The organism is Desulfallas thermosapovorans DSM 6562 (assembly GCF_008124625.1).
In the GTDB taxonomy this organism is placed as follows: Bacteria; Bacillota; Desulfotomaculia; order Desulfotomaculales; family Desulfallaceae; genus Sporotomaculum; species Sporotomaculum thermosapovorans.
Genome location: NZ_VNHM01000005.1, coordinates 96,540 through 122,632, shown reverse-complemented (window position 1 = coordinate 122,632; position 26,093 = coordinate 96,540). Strand labels below are relative to the sequence as shown.

Genomic DNA, 26,093 nt, shown 5'->3' with positions numbered 1-26,093 from the left:
AGAACAAGGGGTTTTTTTATTGCTGCGATACAATAACAAGGTGGTGGTTTAAATATTATCCTTTGAAACAAGGGAAATGACATTTGAACTGCCTGGCCGGCAGGTGAGTTTACTGGGGGTCAAAGATGTGGAAAGCCTGATTACCGACCCTACGGATGAAGATAAAGTACCCTGCTGGGCGGAGATCTGGCCGGCGGCCCGTGGACTTGCGCAATGGATATGGAAAAACGCAACCTTTGCCGGTGATCGGCTCTTGGAGTTGGGAACGGGATTGGGACTGCCGGGGATTATTTGTGGTATCAAAGGAGCACAGGTTACCTTTTCGGATTTCAACCCGTCCGCTTTGGAACTGGTACGACTGAATGCCACCCGTAACGGGTTGCTGGATTTTTGCACCCACCTGGGTGATTGGCGTGATTTTAAGTTACCGGGCAAGTTCCGCTGGGTTATGGGATCGGATATATTTTATGATCCAAAATTAAACGTGTATTTAAAAGAATTAATCCCACGGGTCACAGCTGACGGGGGAAACGTTTTAATAGCCCACCCGGGCAGGCCGGCCAGTTTCAGATTTGTGGAGGAACTGATGGAAGTTGCCGGATTTGATGAACAGCACCAGGTGGTACCGGTAACCATTGAGGATCCTTATTTCCCTTATTATGAGATTCATATACACCATATTAAATTAAACTCACAGGTTTAAAGTTGCCAGCTGGTTGTTTGTTTGTCCAACCACGAACTATTAACCAGGACGGGGGTTTGGAGCATTGTTTGTCCACCTGCATGTACACACCGAATATAGCCTGCTGGACGGGGCGGCTAGGATCAAGGATGCGGTGAATGCTGCCGTCCAAATGGATATGCCTGCACTGGCCATCACCGACCACGGAGTTATGTACGGTGTGGTAGATTTCTACAAGACCTGTAAAAAGAATAATATTAAACCTATCATTGGCTGCGAGGTATATGTGGCACCGCGAACCAGGCATGATCGTACACCCCGGGTGGATGATAACCTGCATCACTTGGTGTTACTGGCGGAAAATAACACTGGCCTGAGAAATCTGTTCCAGCTGGTTTCCCAGGCTTTTACCGAAGGTTTCTATTACAAACCCCGGGTGGACAAGGAACTACTGGCCGCCCACAGCCAGGGGCTAATTGCTTTGAGCGGCTGTATTGCCGGTGAAGTAACCTCCCATATTATCAAGGATAACCCTGACCGGGCCGCCCAAAGCGCGGCTGATTATGTGGATATATTCGGAAAGGAAAATTTCTACCTGGAACTGCAAGACCACGGTTTTGCCGAGCAAAGGACTGCCAATAGGGGTTTGCTGCAGTTGCACCAAAAATCAGGCATACCGCTGGTAGTTACCAACGACGTGCACTATGTACTGCGCAAGCACTCTGAGATGCAGGATGTGCTGTTATGTATTCAGACCGGCAAAACCGTTGATGATCCCGGGCGTATGAAATTCCAGTCCCAGGAGCTTTACTTGAAAAGTGAGCGGGAGATGGCCATGCTGTTCGGGGAAATGGCCGGGGCAATGAAGAATACGGTGCGCATTGCTGACCGTTGCCAGGTGGAATTGGAGTTCGGAAAGCTGCACCTGCCCGAGTACAAGGTGCCCGAAGGGCATACGCTGGACTCATATTTAAGGGAACTTTGCCTGGAAGGTATCAAGTGGCGTTATGGCGGTATAAATGATGAGGTGCTAAAAAGGCTGGATTATGAACTGGGCGTCATCAAACAAATGGGTTATTCGGCCTATTTTTTAATAGTTTGGGATTTTATTCATTATGCCAGGCAGCAAGGCATTCCGGTGGGTCCTGGGCGTGGTTCGGCAGCGGGCAGTCTAGTGGCCTATGTGCTGGGTATCACGGAGTTGGACCCGCTGAAGTACGATTTGCTGTTTGAGCGTTTTCTGAATCCCGAAAGGGTATCCATGCCCGATATAGATATAGACTTTTGCTTTGAAAGGCGCGGGGAAGTTATCGAGTATGTAACCAGAAAATACGGATCCGACCGGGTGGCCCAGATTGCCACCTTTGGTACCATGGCTGCCAAGGCCGCCATTCGTGATGTGGGCCGGGTGTTGGGAATGGCCTACAGCGATGTGGACCGCATTGCCAAGCTGGTGCCCAATGATTTGAAAATCACCATTGAAAAAGCCCTGCAGGATTCACCCGAGTTGAAACAGGTGTATCGCGAGGATGCCCAGGTGCAACGGCTACTGGACATGGCTGCCCTGCTGGAGGGTATGCCCAGGCATGCCTCTACCCACGCCGCCGGGGTGGTGATCACCCGGCAACCCCTGACCCATTACCTGCCCCTTTACAAGGCAGCGGATGGGCCCCTGACCACCCAGTTTGCCAAGGATCCGGTGGAGGAACTGGGTTTGTTGAAAATGGACTTTTTGGGGCTCCGCACCTTGACAGTGATCGCTGACGCGGTGCGCATGATTGCTGAGAATCATGGTGTGGAAATCAATATCAATGAAATACCCCTGGACGATGCGGCCACATTTGAACTGCTCAGCCGTGGTGACGGGGTAGGTGTATTCCAGCTGGAAAGCAGCGGCATGCGCGCCATCCTCAAAGACTTAAAGCCCGAGGTTTTTGAGGATATCATAGCCCTGGTGGCCCTGTACCGGCCAGGGCCGCTGGGCAGCGGTATGGTGGATGACTTTATTAAAAGCAAACACGGTGAAAAAAAGGTGGAATACCTGCACCCTTTGCTGGAGCCTATATTAAAGGACACTTATGGTGTAATTCTGTATCAAGAACAGGTTATGCGCATTGCCAGTGACATGGCGGGATTCTCCCTGGGCGAGGCCGATTTAATGCGCCGGGCCATGGGCAAGAAAAAGCCCGAAATACTGGCCGGACTAAGGGTCCAATTCATCGAGGGCGCAGAGAAGAATAATGTAGATGCCAATATTGCCGGGCAGGTATTTGATTTAATTGAATACTTTGCCGGATATGGATTTAATAAAAGTCACTCGGCGGCTTACGCGCTAGTCTCTTACCAGACCGCTTATCTAAAGGCCAATTACCCGGTGGAGTTTATGGCCGCACTTTTGACATCGGTCAGAGATAACACTGATAAGGTTTCTTTTTATATTGAGGAGTGCCGCCGTATGGGCATTGATGTGTTGCCGCCGGATGTAAACACAAGCGGTGTGGATTTTACAGTTTCCGGTGCTAGTATAAGGTTTGGTATGGCTGCCATTAAAAACGTGGGCTTAAATGCCGTCAAGTGTATTATTGATGTCAAAGAGCGCGGCGGCCCCTATGTGTCCTTTGCTGACTTTTGCCAGCGTGTGGATACCCGACTGATTAACCGCCGGGTGTTGGAAAATCTAATTAAGAGCGGTGCCCTGGATTCTCTGGGCCATCACCGCTCGCAAATGATGGCCGCTATAGATGCCGGGTTGGGCTTGGCTCAATTGGCGCAGCAGGATCGCCAAAACGGCCAGCGTTCGCTGCTGGACTTTTGGGGGGACGATGTAAAGAAAACCCTTTCCTTGGATATGCCCGGTATTGCGGAGTTCGAACCCGGTGACTTGCTGGTAATGGAAAAAGAGGCATTGGGCCTTTATGTTAGCGGGCACCCGCTGTCACAGTACCGTGAAACCATTTTAAGGCATACCACTCACCAAACAGTTATCCTGAGCGAATTGGAGGATCGCACCGAGGTAGTGGTGGGGGGCATACTGAGCACGGTGAAAAAGATAACCACCAAAAAAGGAGATAGCATGGCCTTTGCCAACCTGGAGGATTTATCCGGCACGGTGGAACTGGTAATCTTTCCCCGCTGCTACCAGCAGTATGCCTCCTTACTCAAGGTGGACAGCCCAGTGCTGGCCAAGGGCGTAACCAGTATTAATGGAGAAGAGGTCAAGGTTATTGTTGATACATTGGAAACCATGACTTTGCGAAAATATGGCGAGTTGTTTATCAAGTTGGAGGATGTAACCATGGAAACAATCGCCAGATTGCAAATGGTTTTATGCTCTCATCCCGGTGAGTGTCCGGTCTATCTTTATTTCCCCCGGGATAACAAACTGGCCCTGGCGGACAGCCGCTTTTGGGTTAACCTGGATTCCGATGTAGTACAGCAGTTGACAGGTTTTTTAGGCTCGGAACGGGTAAAAATAAAAGATGCTCATGATCATCGTGATGGAGCCGCTGCGGTCGAGCAAGTAAATTAACTTGTCAAAAGGATAGGGCTATGTTATGATGACTGCTATAATAAGGTAATTTTTTATGGGGTGAAAAAAATATGAACGATTTTAATGAATTGGCCGGAGAATATATTGTGATCAAGGCATTGGAAAACGGGGTGACCATCATTGGTCTTACCCGGGGGCGTGATACAAAGTTTCACCATAGCGAAAAACTGGATAAGGGTGAAGTAATGGTAGCCCAATTCACTCAACATACTTCGGCTATCAAGATACGCGGCCGGGCGGAGGTAATGACCAAACACGGCAACCTGAGAACCGACCAGGTATAATTCAATATGTTCATATTGGCACGGTGAATGGCAGGCAAAATATCCAGGGTAATGCTCTGGGTATTTTTTACTGCTCTTATGTTGAGCAATATTGGTGAAAACGCAGCTGCATATTTAAGTTGTGATAGTAAAAAGTAATATTGTTAATATAATAAATCAGCATCACCTGCAGTGTTTGAGGAAGTCATTTGAAGGAGGTTGCAGCTGTGCAGCGTATTGCCGTTTTAACCAGCGGGGGGGATTCCCCGGGCATGAACGCCGCCATCAGGGCCGTAGTTAGAAAGGCCATTTTCCACGGATTGGAGGTTATTGGTATTCAAAGGGGGTTCGGTGGATTTATCGAGGCTGACATGGGGCCGATGAATTTGAGCTCGGTGGCGGATATCATTCACCGGGGCGGTACCATATTGCGCACAGCCCGTTCAGAGGAGTTTAAAACTCCCGAGGGCAGGGCCAAAGCCTTTGCCAACGTACAGCGCTTTGGTATACAGGGGTTGGTGGTCATTGGTGGTGACGGTTCCTTCAGAGGGGCGGATATATTTAATAGCGAGTACAATTTACCCGTAGTGGGTGTGCCCGGCACCATAGACAATGACATCACGGGTACTGAATACTCCATTGGTTTTGATACCGCCATTAATACGGTGGTGGAGGCCATCAATAAAATTCGTGATACCGCCACTTCTCATGAAAGAACCTTCATCCTCGAAGTTATGGGACGGGAAAGTGGGTATATAGCTTTAATGGCCGGGCTGGCTGGCGGGGCGGAATCAATACTGATACCGGAACTGCGGCACAGTATGGATGAAGTCTGTGAAAAACTGGTTCGAGGATACAAACGGGGTAAGCTGCACAGTATCATTATTGTAGCGGAAGGTGCCGCCAGCGGTCTTGAAGTGGGCAGGCAAATCCGGGAAAAAACCGGGCTGGAAACCAAGGTTACCATTTTGGGTCACCTGCAGCGGGGCGGTACTCCTACGGCATTTGACCGCATTCTGGCCAGCCGGATGGGCGCTAAAGCGGTGGAAATACTTATGGATGGTTGCCGTAAACAAATGGTGGGTATGGTGGGAGGTAATATTGTGGCCGGGCCGTTGGATAACGCCTTTAAGGGCAAAAGGCCCATAGAAATGGATATATTTAACCTGGCAAATATACTATCCATATAGGAATGGGGAGGGGGATTATCATGCGGCGTACCAAGATAGTGTGCACCATTGGGCCAGCCAGTGAAAGCGTAACGGTGTTGGAGAAAATGATGCTGGCCGGAATGAATGTGGCCAGGATGAATTTTTCCCACGGCACACACGATGATCACTTGCGCCGGTTGGAAGCCGTCCGTAAAGCCGCCGGTAACGTGGGCAAAAATATAGCTGTTTTGCTAGATACCAAGGGACCAGAAATTCGGCTGGGCTATTTGGAAAAGGACTTCGTGCGCCTTACTACCGGCAGTTCTGTTACCCTTACCACCGAGGACATCAGGGGAAATGAAAAAATACTGCCCGTTAACTACCAGGGATTGCCCGGGGATGTAAAACCAAATGACCTTATATTAATATCCGATGGTTTGATAGCCCTGCGGGTAAAAAACGTGTCCGGGACAAAAATAGACTGCACCGTGGAAAATGGCGGTGAAATAACCAGTCAAAAGGGTGTCAATGTACCCGGGGTTTACGTGAAGATGCCCGCTATTACGGAACAGGATAAACAGGATATTATCTTTGGCATAGAAAACAGTTTTGACTTTGTGGCCGCCTCCTTTGTGCGCCGGGCCAATGATATACTTACCATTCGCAAAATCATCGAAGACAATGGCGGTCATATGGATATAATTTCCAAGATTGAGAACCGGGAGGCCGTCAACAACCTCGATGAAATTATTGCAGTTTCCGATGGTATAATGGTGGCCCGGGGTGACCTGGGTGTGGAAATTCCTCCGGAAGAGGTGCCGTTAATTCAAAAAACCATTATCGATAAATGTAAGCAGGCTGGTAAGCCGGTAATTACAGCTACGCAAATGTTGGAATCAATGATACAAAACCCGAGACCCACCAGGGCCGAGGCCAGTGATGTGGCCAACGCCATATTGGATGGTACCGATGCGGTAATGTTGTCAGGTGAAACCGCCGCGGGTAAATATCCGGTGGAGGCGGTGGAAACAATGGCCCGCATTGCCGCCCGGGCCGAGTCGGCCATCAAATTTGATGTATTACTGAAAAACAGGCGCCGGGCGCTGTCCAAAACTGTTACCGACGCCATCAGCCATGCCACCGTTTCCACGGCTCTGGATCTGGGAGCCGCAGCCATTATCACCTCCACGGAATCGGGCTATACCGCCCAAATGGTTAGTAAGTACAGACCCCAGGCACCCATTATTGCCGTTACCCCAAAAAGAACGGTGCTGCGCAAAATGGCTCTGGTATGGGGGGTGCAGCCGCTTTTGGTGGGGCGTACGGAGGATACGGACAGTATGATATCAGCGGCTGTGGAAGTTTCGCTGGCTGCCGGGCTGATCAAAGCGGGTGATTTAATTGTAATCACCGCCGGTGTGCCCGTGGGAGTACACGGTACCACAAACCTCATTAAAGTACATACCGTGGGTGAAATTATTGCCAAAGGTACGGGAATCATTAAGCGGTCGGTCACAGGTAAGGCCTGTGTGTCTGTAACCGCTCGCGAAGCTGTGGAAAGAATGGAGGATGGCGGCGTGCTGGTGACCCATGACACCGATCGCGATTTTATTCCGGCCATTGAGAAGGCTGCAGCCTTGATCACTGAAACGGGCGGGTTAACTTCCCATGCCGCCATCGTTGGCCTTGAGTTCGGAATCCCGGTGATTGTGGGAGTGGAGCACGCCACCAGAATAATTCCCGACGGGGAAGTGGTAACCGTGGATGGCCAACGGGGTCTGGTTTATAAAGGTACAGCCAAAGTCTTATAGAAGCTGTTCAATAATTACGCTGAGATCCACATATAATCTCTACTTTGGCTGGTTTTTTGCGGCGAGGCCTATTTTTCAAGCCAACTCCAATGGATTAAATATTATTTGTAGTGAAAAATCCGCCTTTTCGCAGGTTATGCTATAAATGCGGGGAGGCGATTTTTACGTGCAGGATTATATGACAAATTATATTGATACACTGGGCCTGGGCGGACTGCTGGGCGGTATTATTATTGAAGCGTTGGGTTTGCCCTTTCCCGGTGGGATGATGATTATGTTTTCCGGTTTTTTGGTTAATCAAAACCGGCTAGATTTTTACAGTGTGTTTTTAGTGGCGGTACTGGCCTTTAATATTGGTGCCACGGCGGCATATTGTATTGGTCGCTATATGGGAGAGCCTGTACTGAACCGCTACGGTAAATATCTACGCATTAATTCCCGCAGGGTGGAAAAAGCCCGCCGCTGGATGGAACAGTCGGCGGCGGTATTCATTATTGTGGGCAGGTTTGTGCCCATGATCAGCAACCTTACTCCGTATATGGCCGGCGCCAGTGGTCTCAGGTTGACCAGGTTTTTATTATATAACCTGATTTTTTCGGTAATCTGGGTTTCCTTCAATTTATCCGTGGGTATGTTATTTGGTTATAAGTGGCCCACCATAGCGGGCTATTTTAAGAACCAGGTACCCTTGGCAGCACTGGTTTTGTTGCTGGCCTACGTGGCGGGCAAATTACTTATTAATCACATCCATGTTATGCGAGGTGAAAAAGTGTGAATGCAACAATTATCTGTCTGGGTGATAGCATTACCTTCGGCTATCCATGGGGTCCCGAATCTTCCTGGGTAAGTCACCTGCAGCGGCGTACAGGGTTAAACCTGATCAATGACGGTATTAATGGGGATACCACCTTTGATATGCTACGGCGATTTGAGCGAAATATTTTGCATTTAAAGGCAACGCATTTGCACATACTGGGCGGTGCCAATGACGCCTGGCAGGGGTTGGATATTGCCGCAGCTCAGCATAATATCCAAAGGATTGTGGAGCTAGCCAGGCAAAAGGGTATTGTACCTGTGTTGGGTCTAGCTACACCCCTTTGTAAAAACCCGTCGCAAGGGGGTACATTTATTCCCTTTGGTATGGAAGCTATGGAAAGCTGGTTGGCTTGCTATAGAGAATGGATGCGGGATTACGCTGGCGGGGCCGGCATTGTGCTGATTGATTATTATGCTCCCCTTTGTGTACCCGGGACGGGCCGGGGCGATGGTCATTTTTTTTATGATGAATGTCATCTTAATCAAACTGGTTATATGCTCATGGCCGAGGTGGCGGAAAAGGCGCTAGATAAGTGGCTGTAGATTTTCATTAATGTGTCGCTAAACAACCGGTTAAGTACCAAAACTAATTTCGCGGGTTGCCTGCCTGGTTGGCTGATTAGTGCTGCCGGTGTTTACACTATTGTCAACACCAGTGTACATTATTGCTGACCAGGTATTAATATTTCTTAAGTGTTATTTTATGTTTGAAGTAAAACGGGTATTTATATGCTCAATATTATGATAAAACAAACAATTATGTATATTAGGAATAGTGGCACAATTTTTGCAATTATTTTAAAGTTACTAAATATCTGTATTTTATAAATATGCGGTTATTAAAAAATAAGGAGGACATATTCATGAGAGGAACCAATTATGAACCCCTATCACCGTTGAGCTTTCTGGAAAGGAGTGCCTTCGTATTTCCGGATAAAAAAGCGGTTATTTATAATGACCAGTCGTTCACATATGCTGAGTTTAAAAACAGGGTAGACAGGTTTGCCACTGCTTTAAAACAACAGGGCATTGAAAAAGGTGACAAGGTGGCTTTTCTTTGTCCTAATCTGCCGCCACTTTTGGAAGCCCACTATGCGGTTCCCCTGGTGGGCGGGGTGCTGGTGAGCATAAACATCAGGCTGGCTTCCCAGGAGGTGGCCTATATTCTACAGCACTCGGAGAGTAAAATGCTCTTTGTTGATACCGAATTTGCCGGTATTATCAAGCCGATACTGGGTGAAATAGGAGATATTAAAATCATTAACATTTGTGACGTAGAGCCTAAAGCATTTGACGGGCCGGATTACGAGGAATTCATCGCTGTGGAACCCGAAGAGTTTTATTATGGGGTTGATGATGAACAGCAGCCGATAACTTTGAATTATACCAGCGGCACCACCGGCAAACCCAAGGGGGTTCTGTATACCCACCGGGGTACTTACTTAAACGCACTGGGCGAACTGTTGGAGTTCCAGTGCAATTCATCCACCACTTATTTATGGACACTGCCTATGTTCCACTGTAACGGCTGGTGCTTCACCTGGGCTATCACCGCCATCGGTGGCACCCATGTGTGTCTTAGAAAAGCGGTGCCAGAAGATATTTATAGAAATATTCAAGAACACGGCGTATCCCATTTATGCGCCGCCCCGGCCGTGCTTATTCCCATGTCCAATTACAAAGGAATTGGGGACGTGCAGATGAAAAGGCACCTTAATATTATGACCGCCGGTGCGCCGCCCTCTCCTACGGTGATTAAAAATATGGAATCCGTTGGCTGCACTGTAATGCAAACCTATGGCCTTACTGAGGTTTACGGGCCGCACAGTGTTTGCGAATGGCAGCCTCAATGGAACGATCTGGATATCGATGAGCAAGCAAAAATCAAAGCCAGGCAGGGGGTTCCCTATATAACCGCTGTTTATATGGATGTTGTTAATCCATCCACTATGGAGCCGGTACCCCATGACGGTGAAACAATCGGCGAAATTGTCATGCGGGGTAATAATGTTATGGCCGGTTATTATAAGCAACCCGAGGATACAAAACAGGCCTTCCGGGGCGGTTGGTTCCACAGCGGTGATTTGGCGGTTACACATCCTAATGGTTATGTAGAGATTAAAGACCGCATGAAAGATATTATCATCAGCGGCGGCGAAAATATTTCCACTGTGGAGGTGGAAAATGTTATTTACCAGCACCCCGGTGTGCTGGAAGTAGCTGTGGTGGCCGTGCCCGATGAAAAATGGGGTGAAGTACCCAAGGCATTTGTCACCTTGAAAGAGGGGGTTAGTTTAACAGCAGAGGATATAATTCAATTTTGCCGGGAAAGGATAGCCAAGTTCAAGGCGCCCAAGGCGGTGGAATTTGGTGAACTACCCAAGACTTCCACCGGTAAAATCATGAAATACAAACTTCGGGCCAAAGAATGGGCAGGCCGTGATAAAAAAGTCAACTAAGGAGAACAACGCCCGGGATACCACAGGGATGGTTTCCGGGCGTTATTATTTAGTTTACTGTTGGGAAATCTTATTTAAATCTTGTTGTACATCCCGAAAGCCTGCCTGCGTAGAGACTACAAGCGGGTAACGCACGGGTTTTTCCAGTAGACTTTTACTTATTGCTTGTAGCTCGGAAATTTAATGCAGCTATTGAAGCAAGTTCTTAATTCAGATGAAGATTCTTTTACTCCATCTGAATTTTAGAACTGCAAATGCATGACTTAGTTGGCGTTTGACTCCCGCCTATAAAGGCGGGAGTCAATGCCAGTATTTCTAACATTACGTCTTTTGTAATGTTAGAAATACCAGTCCTTTAGGGCGCCAAGTTAGTCAGGTTAAACTGGCGCCAATTTAACTGCACCGGCGGCAGCCAGTTTGTCGTTTTTTATGGCCAGTGCTCCGGTGACCGAATTTATGCCCATGGCGAACTCCACCGCCGCCTGCAGGTCATTTTCATCTTGCACCAGGTTACCCGCAGCTGTGGCCACGGCATCGGCCAGTGCCGCCGACGGTGACAGTATCACCACAGCGTCGGCTTTACCCAGGCTGAGGGAATGGCCCACGGTACCTGAGGAAGTGCAAATGCCAATGGGGGTGCGATGAGGCTCAATTTCCAGGGCCAGCCGGTTGGTAAAGGGAGATGGGCCGGCAAAAACGCCAATTTTACGCGTTTGGCCGGAGCGGATATAAATATCACCACCGTTTTCCACGATCACTTCCCGGCACCGTTTGGCCAGGTAAACACCCACATGCTGCGCAATAGCCCCGGCCACCGCGGACATGGGACCGGTACCTGCGGTGGAGGCGGATCGGGCCATGACCCGGGCGATTTCAGGTGCGCCCGGGCCGGGTAGATACGGTTTCAGTGTCCGTAGAAAAGTCTGGTCCTTGGCAATATATTGTTCCAGCTGTGAGCGTATATGAATTACTTCTTGTTTTACACCTTCCACCAGACCGGCAGTCAGCTTATCACGAGGTATGCCTATATCAAGGTCGGTTTCCTTGACGGCGATTTGAAAAAATACCAGGTCATGCTGCCGGTGCAGCAGCCTGTATGAACGTTCCACGTATTCCTTCAAAAACGAACCTCCATTGCCTTCATGGGACATGCCTTTACACACAAGTGACAGACTACACAACGGTCACTGTTGAACCGCACCAACATATCGGGCCTATCCATGTACAAGGCCCCCGATGGGCAGATATCGGTGCAGGCACCGCAGCTTACACATTTTTCTCCGTTTTGGATAATTTCTTCCGTCAGAGATTGTACCCGTACCCCCAATTGGCGCAAGTATTCAATACCCTGCTCGATGTTTTTGCCCGAGATATCCATGACCAAAGTGCCTTCCTTTTGCGGGTTGACATTTGCCTTAAGTATATTTATTACCAGATCATAATCTTTTACCAGCTTATATATAATCGGCTGATCCGCTAAATCGGCGCCGAAACGCAGTACTACTTTTTTTGAGGACATTTTAACACGCTCCTTTGGTTAAAATTAACCCTTCAAGGTATTGGCCTTGATTCCTGCGTCCGCATTGGGTAAGAGTTGCACCGGTTCACCCAGCAAAAAGTCGCCCTTTTGTATCCACTGCTTTAAAGTGCCGGCTATTTCCCGAGCCCTTGGATAGCTGGATACCGGTGCCGTGGGTACTTCTTTGCCGTTGACAGTTATTTTACCGCTTTTCAACTCTGCATAGCTAACATAACCCAGGTTAGCCGGTATCAGGTTGGGGAATGCGTCGCTGTAATCTATAATAGGAGCGTATAACTCATCGTCCCCGGCCGCGGCATAGCGGCAGATTTCTTCATTAAGCAGGGGTATGGGTATACCAATTCCCACCGTTAGTGTGGCACCATAACCCAGCATACTGGTACCCACCAGCCAGCGCGGGCTCATTTGTTTTAAGTCGCCCAGTACAGAAAGAGTGCCACCGGAATGTCCAAAGTTTTGGCCTTGATTGTCCTGGCTAACTCCCGGGAAGTGCTGGGTGCCGTTCCACACCACGTAACCAATGCCGCCGCCCAGGAAAATGCGCGTGCCTACCCCAATGGTTTTAAACATGGGATCCTTCAACAGGGGGCTAAGCTGCCCCGAGGTGGAGTAATGGGCGTTACCCAGGTTGGCCTTGAGCATGCCCAGGTAAGTATAGATGGTACGGGAACTCAGGTTGACTGCGCAATTATAATTTTGATAAGCATTACGCGGGTTAAAAAGTATAGCTTCATTAATATCATCAATGGTGATTTCAGTTTCAATCTCTCTGCGGGGGTAGCAATCTGTACCGTAGCCGGTGGCTTTAAGCCGTATCTTTTTGCGGGCCACCAGGTCCTGAATCACATGACCGCCACCGTACCGGAACTCACCCGGGTGAACAGTGTTTAAAGGATCGTCCTCGGGCACCTCGGTGGCACCGATAAAGGCATCAACGGCAGCGATGCCTGTATAAGCAGCTACATCGTTCAGCCAAACTTTATGCATTTTAATACGCGGCTTGGAGTGACCAAAGTTCAGAAACGCGCCGGAAGAGCACATGGGGCCGAATGTTCCCGTCGTTACCACGTCCACTTCTGATGTGACACGGGTTACTCCCTTTTCCTTAACCATAGTGATTAACTCCTCAGCGGTTACCACTACGGCCTGGCCTTTTTTAATTCGTTCGTTAATTTCTTGGTAAGTTTTCTCCACTGCCATTTAATTAACCCACCTCCAATTTTTGTGCTCTGCTCCGACAAAATGTAAACCTCTTCCAGACACAGAAGAGGTTTGCATAATATCTCACCTCTTATCTGTCAGAAGATAACTTCTGCAGGAATTAGCACCATACTTTCGGTAAATGCAAAAGCTGGTTGCCGGGCTTCACAGGGCCAGTCCCTCCACCACTCCGGATAAGAGCACTATTTATTAAATTTGTTATGCTTCATTAGTTTATCAATTAAGGTGATTGGTTGTCAATAACCCCAATAAATTATTTGACCACGGTCCTGAATTATATTTATATTAATAGGTGAAGTGCTATGCCAGAGCAAATCTGACCGGTTTAATCCTTCACGAATATTGAAGCAAATTCTTTATTCAGATGGAGATTCTTCTACTCCATCTGAATTTTAGAACTGCAAATGCATGACTTAATTGGCGTTTGATTACCGCCTATAGAGGCGGGAGACTTACGCCAGTATTTCTTACATTACGTCTTTTGTAATGTTAGAAATACCAGTCCTCTAGGGCGCCAAGTTAGTCAGGTTAAAACTTTTACTAAGTATTATTACGGGGTGTTAAAATTGGATTTGTTCAAGGAAAGTTTAAACAGGTACCGGCTCAGACGCACCGGCGAAATGCAGGTAGACGGGTTGGTTTTTATAAATGAACATCTTTTGCCCCTGGTGAAAAGGGATAAATCCCTGGAGCAGCTTTGTGCTGCCGCCAGCCTGCCGGGGGTGGTAGGGCATGTGTGTGGTATGCCTGACATTCACGAAGGATTTGGACTGCCCATCGGCGGGGTAATGGCCACTGCGGAGGGCGGAGTAATTTCCGCCGGGGCCGTAGGCATGGACATTAACTGCGGGGTAAGGCTTTTAAACACAAATATTCAAGCAAAAGAAGTTCCGATACCTGTGCTACGCAAATTGCTTCAAAAAATAGAAGAATATGTGCCCACAGGGATAGGTAAAAAAAGTAAACACCGTGATATGGATGGAAAAATTTTTGAATCCGTTATCTATCAAGGTGCCGGTTCTCTTATTGAAAGAGGTTGCGGCTGGAGTGACGACCTTAAGAATACCGAGGAAAAGGGATTCCTTTCCGGGGCCAGTCTCGAGGCAGTGAGCCGTAAGGCTTGTGAACGGGGCAAGGAACAGTTGGGCACCTTGGGTGGGGGCAATCATTTTATTGAAGTACAGATAGTTGAGGAGGTTTATTCCCGTGTGGAGGGTGATCTCTTCGGATTATTACCGGGCATGCTGGCGGTAATGATTCATACTGGAAGCCGGGGCTTCGGTCACCAGATCTGCACTGATTACAGTAGAAGCCTGTTAGGGGCCGCCAAAAGGCATGGCATTGACTTGCCCAACCGGGGCTTGGCCTGTGCGCCGGTCGATTCCAAAGAAGGAAGGGATTACTATGCCGCAATGGCTTGCGCAGTTAATTATGCCTTTGCCAACCGGCAGATGATAACCCATGATGTTCGCAGGGCTTTTGGAGATGTTTTTGGCTGTCCGCCGGAAACTCTTGGGCTAAAACTTGTTTATGATGTGGCCCATAATATTGCCAAATGGGAAAAACACAATGGCAAAAAAATTCTGGTGCACCGTAAAGGAGCCACCAGGGCACTTCCCCCGGGACACCCGCAGAACCCCCCTTCATACATAGAAACGGGGCATCCGGTGCTGGTACCCGGCAGCATGGGCACTGCCTCCTATGTGTTGACGGGCACCGAAAAAGCTACCGAATCTTTTTACTCCGCCAATCACGGCGCCGGCAGGAAGATGTCAAGAAAATCTGCCATAAAGGAAATATCCAGGGATCAATTTGAGTCCAGTATGATGGGTGTACTGTATAACAGCAGAAATTACAAAGAACTGCTTGATGAGGCACCCGTGGCCTACAAAGATATTGACCAGGTGGTGGAAACCCTGGTCGCCATCGGAATGGTCCGTAAAATAGCAAGACTTCGACCACTGGGGGTAATTAAGGGCAAGGATTGAACATATCACGGAAGGTGTAAATTTCATTTGAAACAACAAACATACATTAATTATTAATTATGACTAAATTCTCCTGTTGCAGTGTTTTATTTAAAATGATAACATAACAAATGTCGCCGCTACGGTGGCAGCGTAAAAAACCAAGTCAGGGCAATGGTGGAAATGACATTGTTTAAACCGAACCAATAAACCAACCACAAATTGCCATTGACACGAACGGACAAAAACCCGAGAAAGCCGGTCCCAGTTCGGATTGCAGGCTGCAACTCGCCTGCATGAAGTCGGAATCGCTAGTAATCGCAGGTCAGCATACTGCGGTGAATACGTTCCCGGGCCTTGTACACACCGCCCGTCACACCACGAAAGCCCGCAACACCCGAAGCCGGTGAGCCAACCCTTAATGGGAGGCAGCCGTCGAAGGTGGGGTCGGTAATTGGGGTGAAGTCGTAACAAGGTAGCCGTATCGGAAGGTGCGGCTGGACGGCAGGTGAAGCTTTACTTGATAAACCCTTGCTAAGCTGTGCATTTTTGAGGGAACAATAAGTTAACAAGAAGGTGCCTGGCACCTGAAAAATTAACTTATACTCCTTAAAAGTTTATAAAGTTTTCCGGTGACCATACTGGAGAGGATACACCCGTTCCCATCCTACCCCTCCGGGGCATACCCCTACGGGGCACAGGCATGCGAACACGGAAAGTTAAGCTCTCTAAGGCCGATGGTACTTGGGCTTATGCCCTGCTGTGTGCCCCGCCGTGTGCCCCGTAGGGGTAGAGGGGTAGGAGAGTAGGTAGTTGCCGGAATTTATTTTAGTAAGCCTCCTGGTTTTAGACCAGGGGGCTTATATATTATCCAGCACTTAAGTGTTTGACACATTAACTTTTGTATAAACGTTAATTTGTTGAAGTAAACATATAATTCCTCCGCTTAAATGTGAAAATATAGTAATCGAATCTACAAACATTATTTTTTAATCTGCGACGATAATTGTTATTTCCTGCAATTTATATTATTTTTAAATGCGGCCACCTGTTCAACCAGTTTTTTTCGTTTAGCCAACAGCTGCAATATAGCAGTGTCCACCGAATCAATTTCTGCACGCAGGCCAGGTAAACCAGTCAACCGCGCTTTTCCCCCGGACCTGTGCCGTATCCCTCCGGTAACGTCAGGGTAACAACCCAGCAGTTTTAGCCATAAAGTATTTTTTTGCAACTCCTTAATGGCATAACGTACTTTCGGGCAATCGGTACGCCCAATAAAATCGATAAAAAATATATAATCACCCAGTTTACCACCTGATGGTCTTGATTCTATACGCGTCAGGTTTATATCCAATTGCGCCAGCGGCCTTAAAATACGGTACAGTGCACCGGGACAATCCCGCAGAGCCAGTATCAGAGATGTTTTAGCCGGTCCGGTGAATATTGGTTCCTCTCTCCCCAGTACGAAAAACCTGGTTGCGTTATCTGCTTTATCCTGTATATCAGCATGCAATATTTGCAGGCCGTAGGTGAAGGCTGCGCTGCTAGAGCCCACCGCTGCCAGCGCCACATCATTAGCTTCGGTAACCTTTAGAGCTGCTGCTGCAGTGCTGGTTGCTTCCACTACGGGCCTTCCGGGCAGTCGTTGTTCCAGAAAACTGCGACACTGGGCCAGGGCCTGGGGATGCGAATATACTTTTTCTATATCCGCCAAGGCTACCCCTGGACGGGCCAGCAAGTGTTGCTTTACCGGCAGTTTTAATTCAGCGGTTACGTATATTCCCTCGGCAACGGTTAACAGATCCAGTGTTTCTCCCACCGAACCGCCCAGGGAATTTTCCACCGGCACAATTCCGCAGGCCAAAGCCCCCGATGCGACCTTTTGAACAATCGACCTCAGGTTTACGCAACATACGGGGGTATAACCGTGTATATCGGAGTAGTTTAATGCAGCTGTATGTGAAAAGGTGCCCGGCGGTCCCAAATAACCCAAAGTTCGCATGATAATTCCTCCTGTGGTTTTTTCCCTATTGCAGCGGGTTAACCCTGAAAAGTATAAAATATAAAAAGCCCGTCGCACATCCCTGCAGGGACGAAAGCGACGGGCTGCTTCCGCGGTACCACCCTGGTTGACCCACCAACAGCAGGCCCCCTTATCAAGGGTACGGGAATTTATACTGTCACGGTATTTACAAGAAAAGTGCGCACATTCGGTTTCCCCTGCGCGCTTTTCAGTACTTTAGTCCTTAGCGTTTGCCATAAATATGGCAAGCATAATTTGCTAAAGTATCAAAAATGCCTCTCATCCCAAGGGACGAGAGGCATTACCACCGCGTTACCACCCTAGTTGATCTGAAACTAAAAAATAGATCCACTTGGCCAGGTACAGGAATAAAATCCGATACCCCCTGCCCTGTAACGTGGGAGGAATACGTCCTGGCCTACTTACCTAATTGGTTTCAGCTGGCTTCTCCGGAGAGAACTTCAGTTGGTCATAACCCGGGAACGCTTCCAGTCGATGACGTTCCCTCCCTGGGGGCCTGTTTCCAGCCTACTTTTCTCCCTCATAGAATTTATACAATCTTGATGTTGTATAATAATATATCACCGCAGTGCAATTTTAGCAAGGCTTAAAAAGGACCATAATCGCATTGATGAACCCTGGTGCGTATTAAGATAAGGGACATTAGGATAAACAACCATAGGTACTTCGACATGGTTACTGATCGTCTGGCTACTGCACCACCGTTCTTTCTGTTTCCCGAAGGAAAATCAGTATTGCCACAGCTAGCAGGGGATATCAAGACTTGATAAAGTCATCGCGTTGCGTCAAATACAATTTTGCACAATGAAATATTAAAAAAGATGGTAAAATGATAGCTAAATATTTTCTCCATGGGTAAAAGGTGCTAAGCTATTGGAAGAGTGGATGGAAGAATGACATAGAAAATCACATCACCACGCAAAATACCACCTCATGGTAAATCATGTTAACATAGTGATAGGGGGTAGGTTTTCATGAAAAGAAAGCAATACAGCGATGAATTCAAGGAATAATTATAAAATAGTGCCGGAAAACAGGTAACGTTGCCATGGTAGCCCGCAAGCATGAAATGTCGGCTAATACTATTCATACTTGGTTAAGTAAACACCGGAAAACGGCTCCGTAAAGACAATGCCTAAAGGGGGTAAGTGCTTTGAAATACTTGCCTTTAGCTGTGCTATGGGTCGCCTGGGCAACCATACACAGCATCATGATATCCCATAGGTTTACTGATTGGACAAAAAATAAATTAGGAAATAGGTATCGTTACTATCGTCTTATTTTTAATGTGCTGGCTTTGGCTTCTTTTTTCCCTATCTTATTTTATTCTAAAATGTTAGATAGTACGTATGTTATCCGTTTTAGCCCACCATGGAATATACTTCAATATGCTTTACTAGCCCTTTCTTTAATAATCTTTGTTTGGTCATTTAGGCAATTTGATTTTCTCGAGTTTTTAGGCATAAGGCAGGTTATGTCTAAAGGAGCCAATTATAAGGAACCATCTACCCTCATTGAAACCGGACCATATAGGTTTGTAAGACACCCAATGTATTTTGGCGTATTAATTTTTATTTGGAGCTTAAATGCCACTATGGCAGATATAATAACAAATATTGTATTAAGCATTTATATAATTACTGGATGTCTCCTGGAAGAAAAAAAGCTAATAGCCGAATTAGGTATTGCATATATAGACTATAAGAAACGGGTTCCCATGCTTATTCCTTTTATTAAAATGAAGTGATCTTTCAACTATAAGACTCTTTTAGCTATTTGCAAATTATCTTGTGTTTTAATAAATTAAAGCCGCCACTTATTGCAGCGACTTTTCCTTGTTTTGTCGACATGTATGATGAGTAAAAATAGTCAGACAGTAACCTTTGTTAAATTATTTAGACAGCCAATTATTACTTAAGCCTCGGCCAGGAACTGTTCCGATAAGCGATCAATGGCCCTCTTTTCTATTCTACTAACGTAGGAACGGGATATACCCAGTTTCTTAGCGATTTCCTTTTGTGTTTTTCGACCTTTACCACGTAAGCCGAAACGCAATACCAGCACATTTCTCTCCTGGGGGGGAAGTTTTTTAAGCTTTTTCCATAACCGTTCTTTGTCCAGTGTGCGAGAAACCATTTCGGCCACTGCTTCAGCATCAGTGCTAAGGATATCCATAAAGTGGATCTCGTTTCCTTCTTTATCAGTACCGATTGGTTCATACAAGGACATTTCCGATCGTTTTTTCTTTTTAGAACGCATATACATTAATATCTCATTTTCAATGCACCTGGAAGCGTAGGTGGCCAAACGTGAGGATTTTTCACCGTTAAAGGTGTTTACTGCTTTAATTAAGCCGATGGTGCCGATGGAAATCAAGTCATCAAAATCGTCACCGCTGTTCTCAAACTTTTTCATTATGTGAGCCACCAATCTGAGGTTACGCTCAATTAACACTTCTTTAGCCTGTTCATCCCCCTGCGCCAACTTCTCCAGGTAAAGCTGTTCCTCTTCCTCCGTCAGCGGCTTGGGAAAACTATTTTGGGCCACATACGAGATAAGCAGCATTACCCCTTGGATTAATGACGCAACCGCTAGGGTCCAGAATCCGGGCAACACACATTCCCCCTTTTATGCAATAGGTTATATATTTTATGATAGACACACTATAAGTGTGCCTGTACATTTTAAAATTTGTTGAATAACCATGATTAGGCAGATAAAATATCCTTGACTTTTATTAGGTCTGAATATATAATAGCTATTGCAACCGAACAAAAGATGTCGGCGGGGCGTAGCTCAGTTTGGCTAGAGCGCTACCTTGGGGTGGTAGAGGCCGCACGTTCAAGTCGTGTCGCTCCGACCAGTGTTTTTTAAAAACCCGTGAAGCCTTTAATATCAAGGGCTCACGGGTTTAAAATTTTAGGCCGCGGTTGAAAAATTCGATTATAATAGTGGCAATAATTTTAATATTTAAACAACGCCTTTTAAAAATTTCATTCAATGTCAAATTTATTTACGCTGTCATTACGTACTTTTTTTAGTACAGCTTTTAGATGCAATTCCGCGGCTGATAATTCATAGATAGCTATATCAACCATATCTGGAGTGCTGGCATTGTCAAATTGGTTTTTAGCGACTTGTAAATTAATTAGCGCTTCTGTCAATAAAGGGTCATAAAAGTTATATTCTTTAAAATATTTCACCAAGTAAACTAACCCCCAACATGACTTTGCAGATAATTTGCCCAAAATAACCGAAGTCATTCATGTTTGTCTCTTAACCGGTTTGAAATAAATATTTTAACCGGCCAAGACGGTTAATGTAGTTATCTCAACATTCCGTAACGGAGACTCGGGTTCAGCCAACCTTTCAATTTGCCATATTTGGTTATTGATGACAGCATATCTAATTCACTGAAGAGCAATTCACTAAACAAATCCCTGATCCTATCATTGTGAATACACTCAACGAGAGATAGGGTATGTATTGATAGTGCACCCTGGATTCCCTGGTAAACCCACCTAAAAATGTTATCATCATCAATCAGGTCTTTTGCAGCTACCGGTGGTTTCACATTGGGGGGTCTGTCCGGTAGGGGGATCTTGAGCTGGATAAGTTCCTTTTCAAGACTTCTTGCCTGTTTTACAAGAGACTGTAAACCTCTTTCAAGTAACAGCCTAAAGTCACTGTCTTTGACAAAGGATATGAATGTCTGCGTCATTTCAATATTATCGTTTCGGTAACTCAAATGGTCCCACAAATGTAGGGCTTCTCCCGCGCATAGCTCTTCATTACTGTCCGTAGGTTGGTTTTGGTACATAGGCTGTTTGGCGATCCAGCCTTTGGTTTTAATGTACTTGGCAATGAGGCTAAACCGTTTAACCGCCTTTTTAGCACCATCTTTGAAAAGATTTTTTATACCATCATTTGTGGTCGAGTTACGAAAGGACTTGATAAGCATGTTAATATGTTCCTGGGAAAAACTAAATAGCAATGTGGCAACGAGCTGGTCTCGAACCAACTGAGGGTTGGATATTGTATGTGCGACTGGAGTATAGCCGTCTGGTCCGCGCACACCAAAAACGTGCAGGTATTTTTCCCAAGTCTTGATATCACTGCGAATTTCTGCACCGTAAATCTTTATAATGGCAAGCAAGTCTTTATCATGAACCTGGTTGGCCCATATATCGCTGAAATGAAGGAAATCATACTTTGCTTTAATAATATGCCAAAGGTAGTGTACTTCGGACAATCCGATTTCGTAGTGACTGTTTTTGTTAATTTTACTCAATAATGTAGAAATCAACACGTTTTCCCCTCTCATAACTTTTCTTTTAGTTTCCACCCGGCCGCTAATCATTATTCAATATACTTTAGACTGTTGTTTATAAGGGTTTTGGAATAATTTTTCACATGCCGTCTATTTTATGCAATTGATATAAACGTAAAACAATATTTTTGCCGGCACTCCTAAAGGGTTTGACCGGCAGTTTTTTTGCATATTATTATCGACAATACCCTCCAAAATTTGACCTATCCTGCGTACATAAGAATAGCAAGGATGTAAATTTTGACATTATAGCCATATTAATGGGGGGTGGTCAGCTAAATAATTAAATAATGAACCATCATAAAATTAAACGCCGAATTCCTGCATTGCGGAAGCGGGGGAACCATTTCTCGGGGTGAATTGCTAACAAGCAAGGGGCTACCTTTCGGTCCTAACCCGCCAGCTAACCCCGTAGGTGTAGAAAGCGAGCATGGACATGACAAAACTTTGGAAACATCTTTTAGCTTTAGCCTTTGGTACTATCTTGTTGGGACTGGCTACACCGGCTTATGCCGATACTTATTATACCGTGCAACCCGGTGATACATTGTGGAAAATATCGAGGCAGTATGGTGTTTCAGTACAGCAAATTCAACAATTAAATGCGGTATATACAACTTTAATATTTCCCGGACAACGATTGTTCATATCAGCCGATGCCTCTGCAAGCCAAACTCCAGCGGTGACTGTATCCCGGGGAACAAGCCGTACCGACATGTTGCTGGGCTATGCAAAATCATTCACCGGGGTGCCTTATGTTTATGGTGGACAAACACCTGCCGGTTTTGATTGTTCCGGTTATGTCAAGTATGTTTTCAAACACATGGGTATTGATCTACCCCGTACTGCGGCGGAACAATTCCACAGAGGGACCAGGGTATCTAAACAGGAAGCAAGGCCAGGTGACTTAGTGGCTTTCAGCAGCGGTGTCATTAATCATATCGGTATCTACCTGGGAGACGGTAAATTTATCAGCGCCACTTCCAGCCAGGGTGTGCAAACCGCTTCCGTTTACGGTGGATACTGGGGGTCACGCCTGCATGGTTTTAGCCGGATAGTGCCATAGTTATAGTATGGGAGAAAGTTTCAGAAGAAAGAAACCGGGAAAAGAATAAGACAAAGACAGGTTTCGGAATGGTTTGGCACCATTCCGAAACCTGTCAAAATTAGAAGTAAACGTGCGAAAAACTCAAGCCTATTCTTCCACGGAAATCAAATACATTTCTATGTGAGGCATTCTTTGCAAGATCGATGTATAGCTGCTTCCCGTATACTTCATCTTTCCACATCTTTATGGGTCACTGCACGGACTTTTACGGCCGGGTTTCCACCGGTTCAGAAAGTCTTTTTTGGGGTGATATTTATACAATGCAGGTGATTGGGAACGCTGCTATTGAAATAGGAAAAAATTAAGGCTTTAATTTAATGATATGACCAGCAGCACAGCAATTGTTAAGATTAGGGTTAAAGAAAAACTATAATCAGTACAAAAATAGGCCTAAGTCCACCGTACGAGTTAAATATGCTATAATTATTAAAGTATGTTTGCTGTAAGTACGGAGGGACACAAATGGAATTCAAACCAATCAAAACTAAAAAAATATACGAGGAAATTATCGATCAGGTTAAGGCCATGATTAACAGTGGCGCTCTGCAACCCGGCGACAGGCTGATGTCCGAAAGGGACTTGGCCGAAAAATTTCAGGTGGGCCGCTCCGCTGTTCGGGAAGCTTTCCGGGTGATGGAAGCTATGGGCATAATTAAAATCAAACCGGGTGAAGGAACTTATATCAGTGAACAACATGTTGAGATATTGCTGAATTCTTTCTCACCGGTGCTACCCGCAGACCGTGAGAACGTTCGGGAATTCATGGAACTGCGTAGAATTCTGGAAGTGGAAGCCGCAGGTTTAGCTGCGCAGCGTCGCAGTCCTGAACAATTAGAGACCATTAATATGTCTTTGCAAAGGTTAAAGAACGATGTGGAACAGGGTAATTTGGGCGGTGAGGCAGACTTGCAGTTTCATTTTACCATTGCCGAGGCTTCTCATAATTCATTTCTGCTGAAACTGATGAATACCGTCGGTGATGTTATGAGCCGTGTTTTATCCGCAACATTGCACGTACTGTATCAAAATCCCGATAACCCGCCGAGAATCATTAAAGAACATCAAGCTATATACGATGCCATTAAAAACAAGGATCCCGAAGGAGCCCGTAGGGCAATGTTTGAGCACTTGTCCAAGGCCGAAGAGTACCTGTTTAACAACATTTGAGTGTTACATTGTCATGCATAAATCAGTAGCAAGCAGGTAAAGATTTTGCATTCAAGGTAATTTTGATGCTTTGTTATGGTCATACCATAATACCAGTAGGAGAATAGGGGAATTATAATGCATTATAATAAAATTACTGGTGATTTTATCGTCGGAACCGAGAGGTTCCTGTTTTTTTTAGGGCTTTGAATTTGTATTGTTCCAATTCGCGCGGTTGCCGGCAGGAAATAATATGAATGTGCAGGAAATATACTATGATTGTATATTGCACCCGAGAAATTGGAGCCAGAGCCTTTCGGGAACTTGTCTACCAGCTCGATGTATCCCTGGTATCCTGACATTTAAGTGTTATGAAAGAGAGGTTTTTAAAATGTCAAAATGTTATATTGAAAGCCATACCCATGCCGGTATGATACCCCATGCAGGTTTTGGGATCATGGCGGAAAAAGGAATTGGCAAAATGGTGAGTTGCGCTATTGTTTTGGCAGCCCGGCATGCTGAAAGCTATTTTGACCATTTCAGAATGATTGACGGGTTTTACAGACAGTTGGCCGCTTCCTTTGGCATAGAACTTTTTTCGGCGGTGGGTGTACACCCGGCCGGCATTCCGGAAGATTGGCCCAGGGTGATTGACAGTTTGCCGGAGTTTATCAATCGTGATACCGTGGTAGCCATCGGAGAAGTAGGGATAAACCAAATTTCGACTTTGGAAAAGGATGTACTGCGGGCTCAGCTGGAGGTGGCCAAAAACTGTAATGTTCCGGTTATTATACATACTCCCAAGGAAAACCGGCCTGCTGTGGTGGATGAGATGTTAAATATAGCCGGGCGAGTAGGTATTAACCCTGCGCTAATGGTTATTGACCACGCCCATCTTGATATCATCGGACAAATTAATGATTTTGGTGCCTTGCCGGGGTTGACCATGCGGGAACAAAATCTGACCGCTCCGGTACTGGTGGAACATCTTGACCTGTTCGCTCGAGGAATGATGAACAGCGATTATAGTAATATCATGCCCAATGACCCGGCGGGGTTTGTAAACGCGGTGGAGTACATGCGTTCCCGTCAGGTTGATGAAAATTTGATTAGTGCACTGGCAGGAGGAAATGCCGCTCAATTGTACGGAATATAGCGCCCCAAAACGGTTATATCAATTTTTGTTAAAGGAGGGAGACCCGGTGGAAGAGACCGGTTGTTTTAACAAATTTTTAATTGTACGGGGTTCTATTACCGGGCAGGGCATGAGAAACGATATAAAGCGGGTATTAATTTTTATAATTGCAGCTGCCATACTTATGGTAGGCTGCTCACCCGGCAAAGATTATGTAGAAAACCCTGTTGTGCTTACTGAACAAGATATCAAGAATGCCGTTACCGAACTGATCAATGGTATTAACAGTGGCAATATGGAAATCGTCCAAAGGTATGTGGGCGCTGCAACTCCCGTTGCTGAAAAGCTGGTTGACCAATTGAGGGGTAATATCAAACTGCACAATGTGCGGGATATAACTGTTCAGGGTACCACTGCCCGGGCTACTGTTACTTTGGAGGTTGTCCCATTAAATATTACAAGGGATGTGACGCTGAGCTTCGATGCCACGGATGTGTTGCTATTAAACAATCCGTTGGGGTTGTTGTCCATATTGCTGCAATAGTCATCGGTTAAAAGCATGTGAAACAGTTGTCAGGGTGTATCAATGCCGCTACAGTATGGACAATATGGCATAAATGTGTTATTATTGCAAATATATATAATCTAATAACAAAGTTTACCGCTCGGGTGCCCCTGGCATGCTTAAACATAGTTTACCAGGGGATAACAGGGAACCAGGTGAAAGTCCTGGACGGTCCGGCCACTGTAAATGGCGAGCCACCTTTTGATTACCACCGGTTTAACCGGGAAGGATAAAAGGCGTGCAATGAACCATAAGTCAGGAGACCTACCCGGGTTGCACACATAAATGACCTCCCACGGAGAGGA

21 protein-coding genes, 1 tRNA gene, 1 rRNA gene, 3 riboswitches and 2 other annotated features are annotated in these 26,093 nt (G+C 46.2%); of the genes, 16 read left to right on the top strand and 7 right to left on the bottom strand.

All coding sequences use genetic code 11. The annotated features are described in order from the left end of the window. Positions 1 to 127 precede the first annotated feature (127 nt). The 8 genes from LX24_RS05965 to LX24_RS05930 all read left to right on the top strand — a co-directional run bounded on the left by LX24_RS05965 (position 128) and on the right by LX24_RS05930 (position 10,732). Positions 128 to 703 carry a class I SAM-dependent methyltransferase gene (locus LX24_RS05965; RefSeq protein ID WP_243131637.1) on the top strand — a complete coding sequence of 192 codons (576 nt, stop codon included), beginning with the start codon at positions 128 to 130 and terminating at the stop codon, positions 701 to 703. 64 nt (positions 704 to 767) lie between these two features. Next, entirely contained in the window at positions 768 to 4,211 is a 3,444-nt protein-coding gene (locus LX24_RS05960; protein WP_166511221.1) for a DNA polymerase III subunit alpha, read from the top strand. Positions 4,212 to 4,282: 71 nt separating this feature from the next. Continuing rightward, positions 4,283 to 4,516: a trp RNA-binding attenuation protein MtrB gene (mtrB, locus tag LX24_RS05955; protein ID WP_166511220.1), complete on the top strand. Its 234-nt coding sequence runs from the start codon at positions 4,283 to 4,285 to the stop codon at positions 4,514 to 4,516. A 206-nt stretch (positions 4,517 to 4,722) separates the two neighbouring features. Continuing rightward, a complete protein-coding gene (gene pfkA / locus LX24_RS05950; protein ID WP_166511219.1) occupies positions 4,723 to 5,685 on the top strand; it encodes a 6-phosphofructokinase in 963 nt (320 codons plus the stop codon). A gap of 20 nt (positions 5,686 to 5,705) precedes the next feature. Beyond that, entirely contained in the window at positions 5,706 to 7,457 is a 1,752-nt protein-coding gene (gene pyk, locus LX24_RS05945) for a pyruvate kinase (RefSeq protein ID WP_166511218.1), read from the top strand. 166 nt (positions 7,458 to 7,623) lie between these two features. After that, entirely contained in the window at positions 7,624 to 8,232 is a 609-nt protein-coding gene (locus tag LX24_RS05940) for a DedA family protein (RefSeq protein WP_166511217.1), read from the top strand. Beyond that, the gene (locus LX24_RS05935) at positions 8,229 to 8,816 is read left to right on the top strand and encodes a GDSL-type esterase/lipase family protein (RefSeq protein WP_166511216.1); all 588 of its coding nucleotides are present in this window, start codon (positions 8,229 to 8,231) and stop codon (positions 8,814 to 8,816) included. The genes LX24_RS05940 and LX24_RS05935 overlap by 4 nt, the downstream gene beginning before the upstream one ends. A gap of 320 nt (positions 8,817 to 9,136) precedes the next feature. Then, positions 9,137 to 10,732 (top strand): acyl--CoA ligase family protein, encoded by a 1,596-nt coding sequence (locus LX24_RS05930; RefSeq protein ID WP_166511215.1) that lies wholly within the window; start codon positions 9,137 to 9,139, stop codon positions 10,730 to 10,732. Between the two features lie 377 nt (positions 10,733 to 11,109). Here LX24_RS05930 and LX24_RS05925 read toward each other — a convergent pair whose 3' ends face one another. Genes LX24_RS05925 through LX24_RS05915 form a run of 3 tightly spaced genes read right to left on the bottom strand, consistent with a single transcriptional unit; the run spans position 11,110 to position 13,472 of the window. Beyond that, complete coding sequence (locus tag LX24_RS05925) at positions 11,110 to 11,853, bottom strand: UPF0280 family protein (protein ID WP_243131636.1); 744 nt, start codon at positions 11,851 to 11,853, stop codon at positions 11,110 to 11,112. Continuing rightward, positions 11,850 to 12,251: an NIL domain-containing protein gene (locus LX24_RS05920; RefSeq protein ID WP_166511213.1), complete on the bottom strand. Its 402-nt coding sequence runs from the start codon at positions 12,249 to 12,251 to the stop codon at positions 11,850 to 11,852. The genes LX24_RS05925 and LX24_RS05920 overlap by 4 nt, the downstream gene beginning before the upstream one ends. 24 nt (positions 12,252 to 12,275) lie before the next feature. Beyond that, a complete protein-coding gene (locus LX24_RS05915) occupies positions 12,276 to 13,472 on the bottom strand; it encodes a homocysteine biosynthesis protein (RefSeq protein ID WP_166511212.1) in 1,197 nt (398 codons plus the stop codon). An 88-nt stretch (positions 13,473 to 13,560) separates the two neighbouring features. After that, positions 13,561 to 13,673, bottom strand: a riboswitch (SAM riboswitch). A 386-nt stretch (positions 13,674 to 14,059) separates the two neighbouring features. Between LX24_RS05915 and LX24_RS05910 the strand changes: the two genes are divergently transcribed. After that, on the top strand, positions 14,060 to 15,481 hold the full coding sequence (locus LX24_RS05910; RefSeq protein WP_243131635.1) for an RtcB family protein: 1,422 nt from the start codon (positions 14,060 to 14,062) through the stop codon (positions 15,479 to 15,481). 118 nt (positions 15,482 to 15,599) lie between these two features. After that, positions 15,600 to 15,960: a sequence feature (16S ribosomal RNA rRNA prediction is too short), on the top strand. A 128-nt stretch (positions 15,961 to 16,088) separates the two neighbouring features. Beyond that, positions 16,089 to 16,282 (top strand): 5S ribosomal RNA (rrf, locus tag LX24_RS05905). 187 nt (positions 16,283 to 16,469) lie between these two features. Here the strand turns inward: rrf and pheA are convergent. Next, positions 16,470 to 17,462 carry a prephenate dehydratase gene (pheA, locus tag LX24_RS05900; RefSeq protein WP_166511288.1) on the bottom strand — a complete coding sequence of 331 codons (993 nt, stop codon included), beginning with the start codon at positions 17,460 to 17,462 and terminating at the stop codon, positions 16,470 to 16,472. Positions 17,463 to 17,767: 305 nt separating this feature from the next. Then, positions 17,768 to 18,037, bottom strand: a binding site (T-box leader). Positions 18,038 to 18,657: 620 nt separating this feature from the next. Here pheA and LX24_RS05895 point away from each other — a divergent pair. Next, a complete protein-coding gene (locus LX24_RS05895; RefSeq protein WP_166511211.1) occupies positions 18,658 to 19,251 on the top strand; it encodes a methyltransferase family protein in 594 nt (197 codons plus the stop codon). A gap of 167 nt (positions 19,252 to 19,418) precedes the next feature. Here LX24_RS05895 and sigK read toward each other — a convergent pair whose 3' ends face one another. Beyond that, positions 19,419 to 20,120, bottom strand: a complete 702-nt coding sequence (sigK, locus tag LX24_RS05890; RefSeq protein ID WP_423244325.1) for an RNA polymerase sporulation sigma factor SigK — start codon at positions 20,118 to 20,120, stop codon at positions 19,419 to 19,421. Positions 20,121 to 20,289: 169 nt separating this feature from the next. Here sigK and LX24_RS05885 point away from each other — a divergent pair. Continuing rightward, a tRNA-Pro gene (locus tag LX24_RS05885) sits at positions 20,290 to 20,367 on the top strand. Between the two features lie 130 nt (positions 20,368 to 20,497). Here the strand turns inward: LX24_RS05885 and LX24_RS05880 are convergent. Next, positions 20,498 to 20,707 carry a hypothetical protein gene (locus tag LX24_RS05880; protein ID WP_207706541.1) on the bottom strand — a complete coding sequence of 70 codons (210 nt, stop codon included), beginning with the start codon at positions 20,705 to 20,707 and terminating at the stop codon, positions 20,498 to 20,500. A gap of 122 nt (positions 20,708 to 20,829) precedes the next feature. Then, the gene (locus LX24_RS05875) at positions 20,830 to 21,813 is read right to left on the bottom strand and encodes a DUF3231 family protein (RefSeq protein ID WP_207706540.1); all 984 of its coding nucleotides are present in this window, start codon (positions 21,811 to 21,813) and stop codon (positions 20,830 to 20,832) included. Positions 21,814 to 22,135: 322 nt separating this feature from the next. Next, positions 22,136 to 22,268: riboswitch (cyclic di-AMP (ydaO/yuaA leader) on the top strand. On the opposite strand from LX24_RS05875, the gene LX24_RS05870 reads away from it, so the two are divergent. The 4 genes from LX24_RS05870 (at position 22,265) to LX24_RS05855 (ending at position 25,767) form a co-directional block, all read left to right on the top strand. Beyond that, positions 22,265 to 22,900: a C40 family peptidase gene (locus LX24_RS05870; protein WP_166511207.1), complete on the top strand. Its 636-nt coding sequence runs from the start codon at positions 22,265 to 22,267 to the stop codon at positions 22,898 to 22,900. Its footprint overlaps the riboswitch before it by 4 nt. Before the next feature lie 504 nt (positions 22,901 to 23,404). Continuing rightward, positions 23,405 to 24,109: a FadR/GntR family transcriptional regulator gene (locus LX24_RS05865; RefSeq protein WP_166511206.1), complete on the top strand. Its 705-nt coding sequence runs from the start codon at positions 23,405 to 23,407 to the stop codon at positions 24,107 to 24,109. Positions 24,110 to 24,479: 370 nt separating this feature from the next. Then, on the top strand, positions 24,480 to 25,244 hold the full coding sequence (locus LX24_RS05860) for a TatD family hydrolase (protein ID WP_166511205.1): 765 nt from the start codon (positions 24,480 to 24,482) through the stop codon (positions 25,242 to 25,244). Between the two features lie 46 nt (positions 25,245 to 25,290). Then, positions 25,291 to 25,767, top strand: a complete 477-nt coding sequence (locus LX24_RS05855) for a hypothetical protein (RefSeq protein WP_243131633.1) — start codon at positions 25,291 to 25,293, stop codon at positions 25,765 to 25,767. A 106-nt stretch (positions 25,768 to 25,873) separates the two neighbouring features. Beyond that, positions 25,874 to 26,074, top strand: a riboswitch (cobalamin riboswitch). The last annotated feature ends 19 nt before the right edge of the window (positions 26,075 to 26,093 follow it).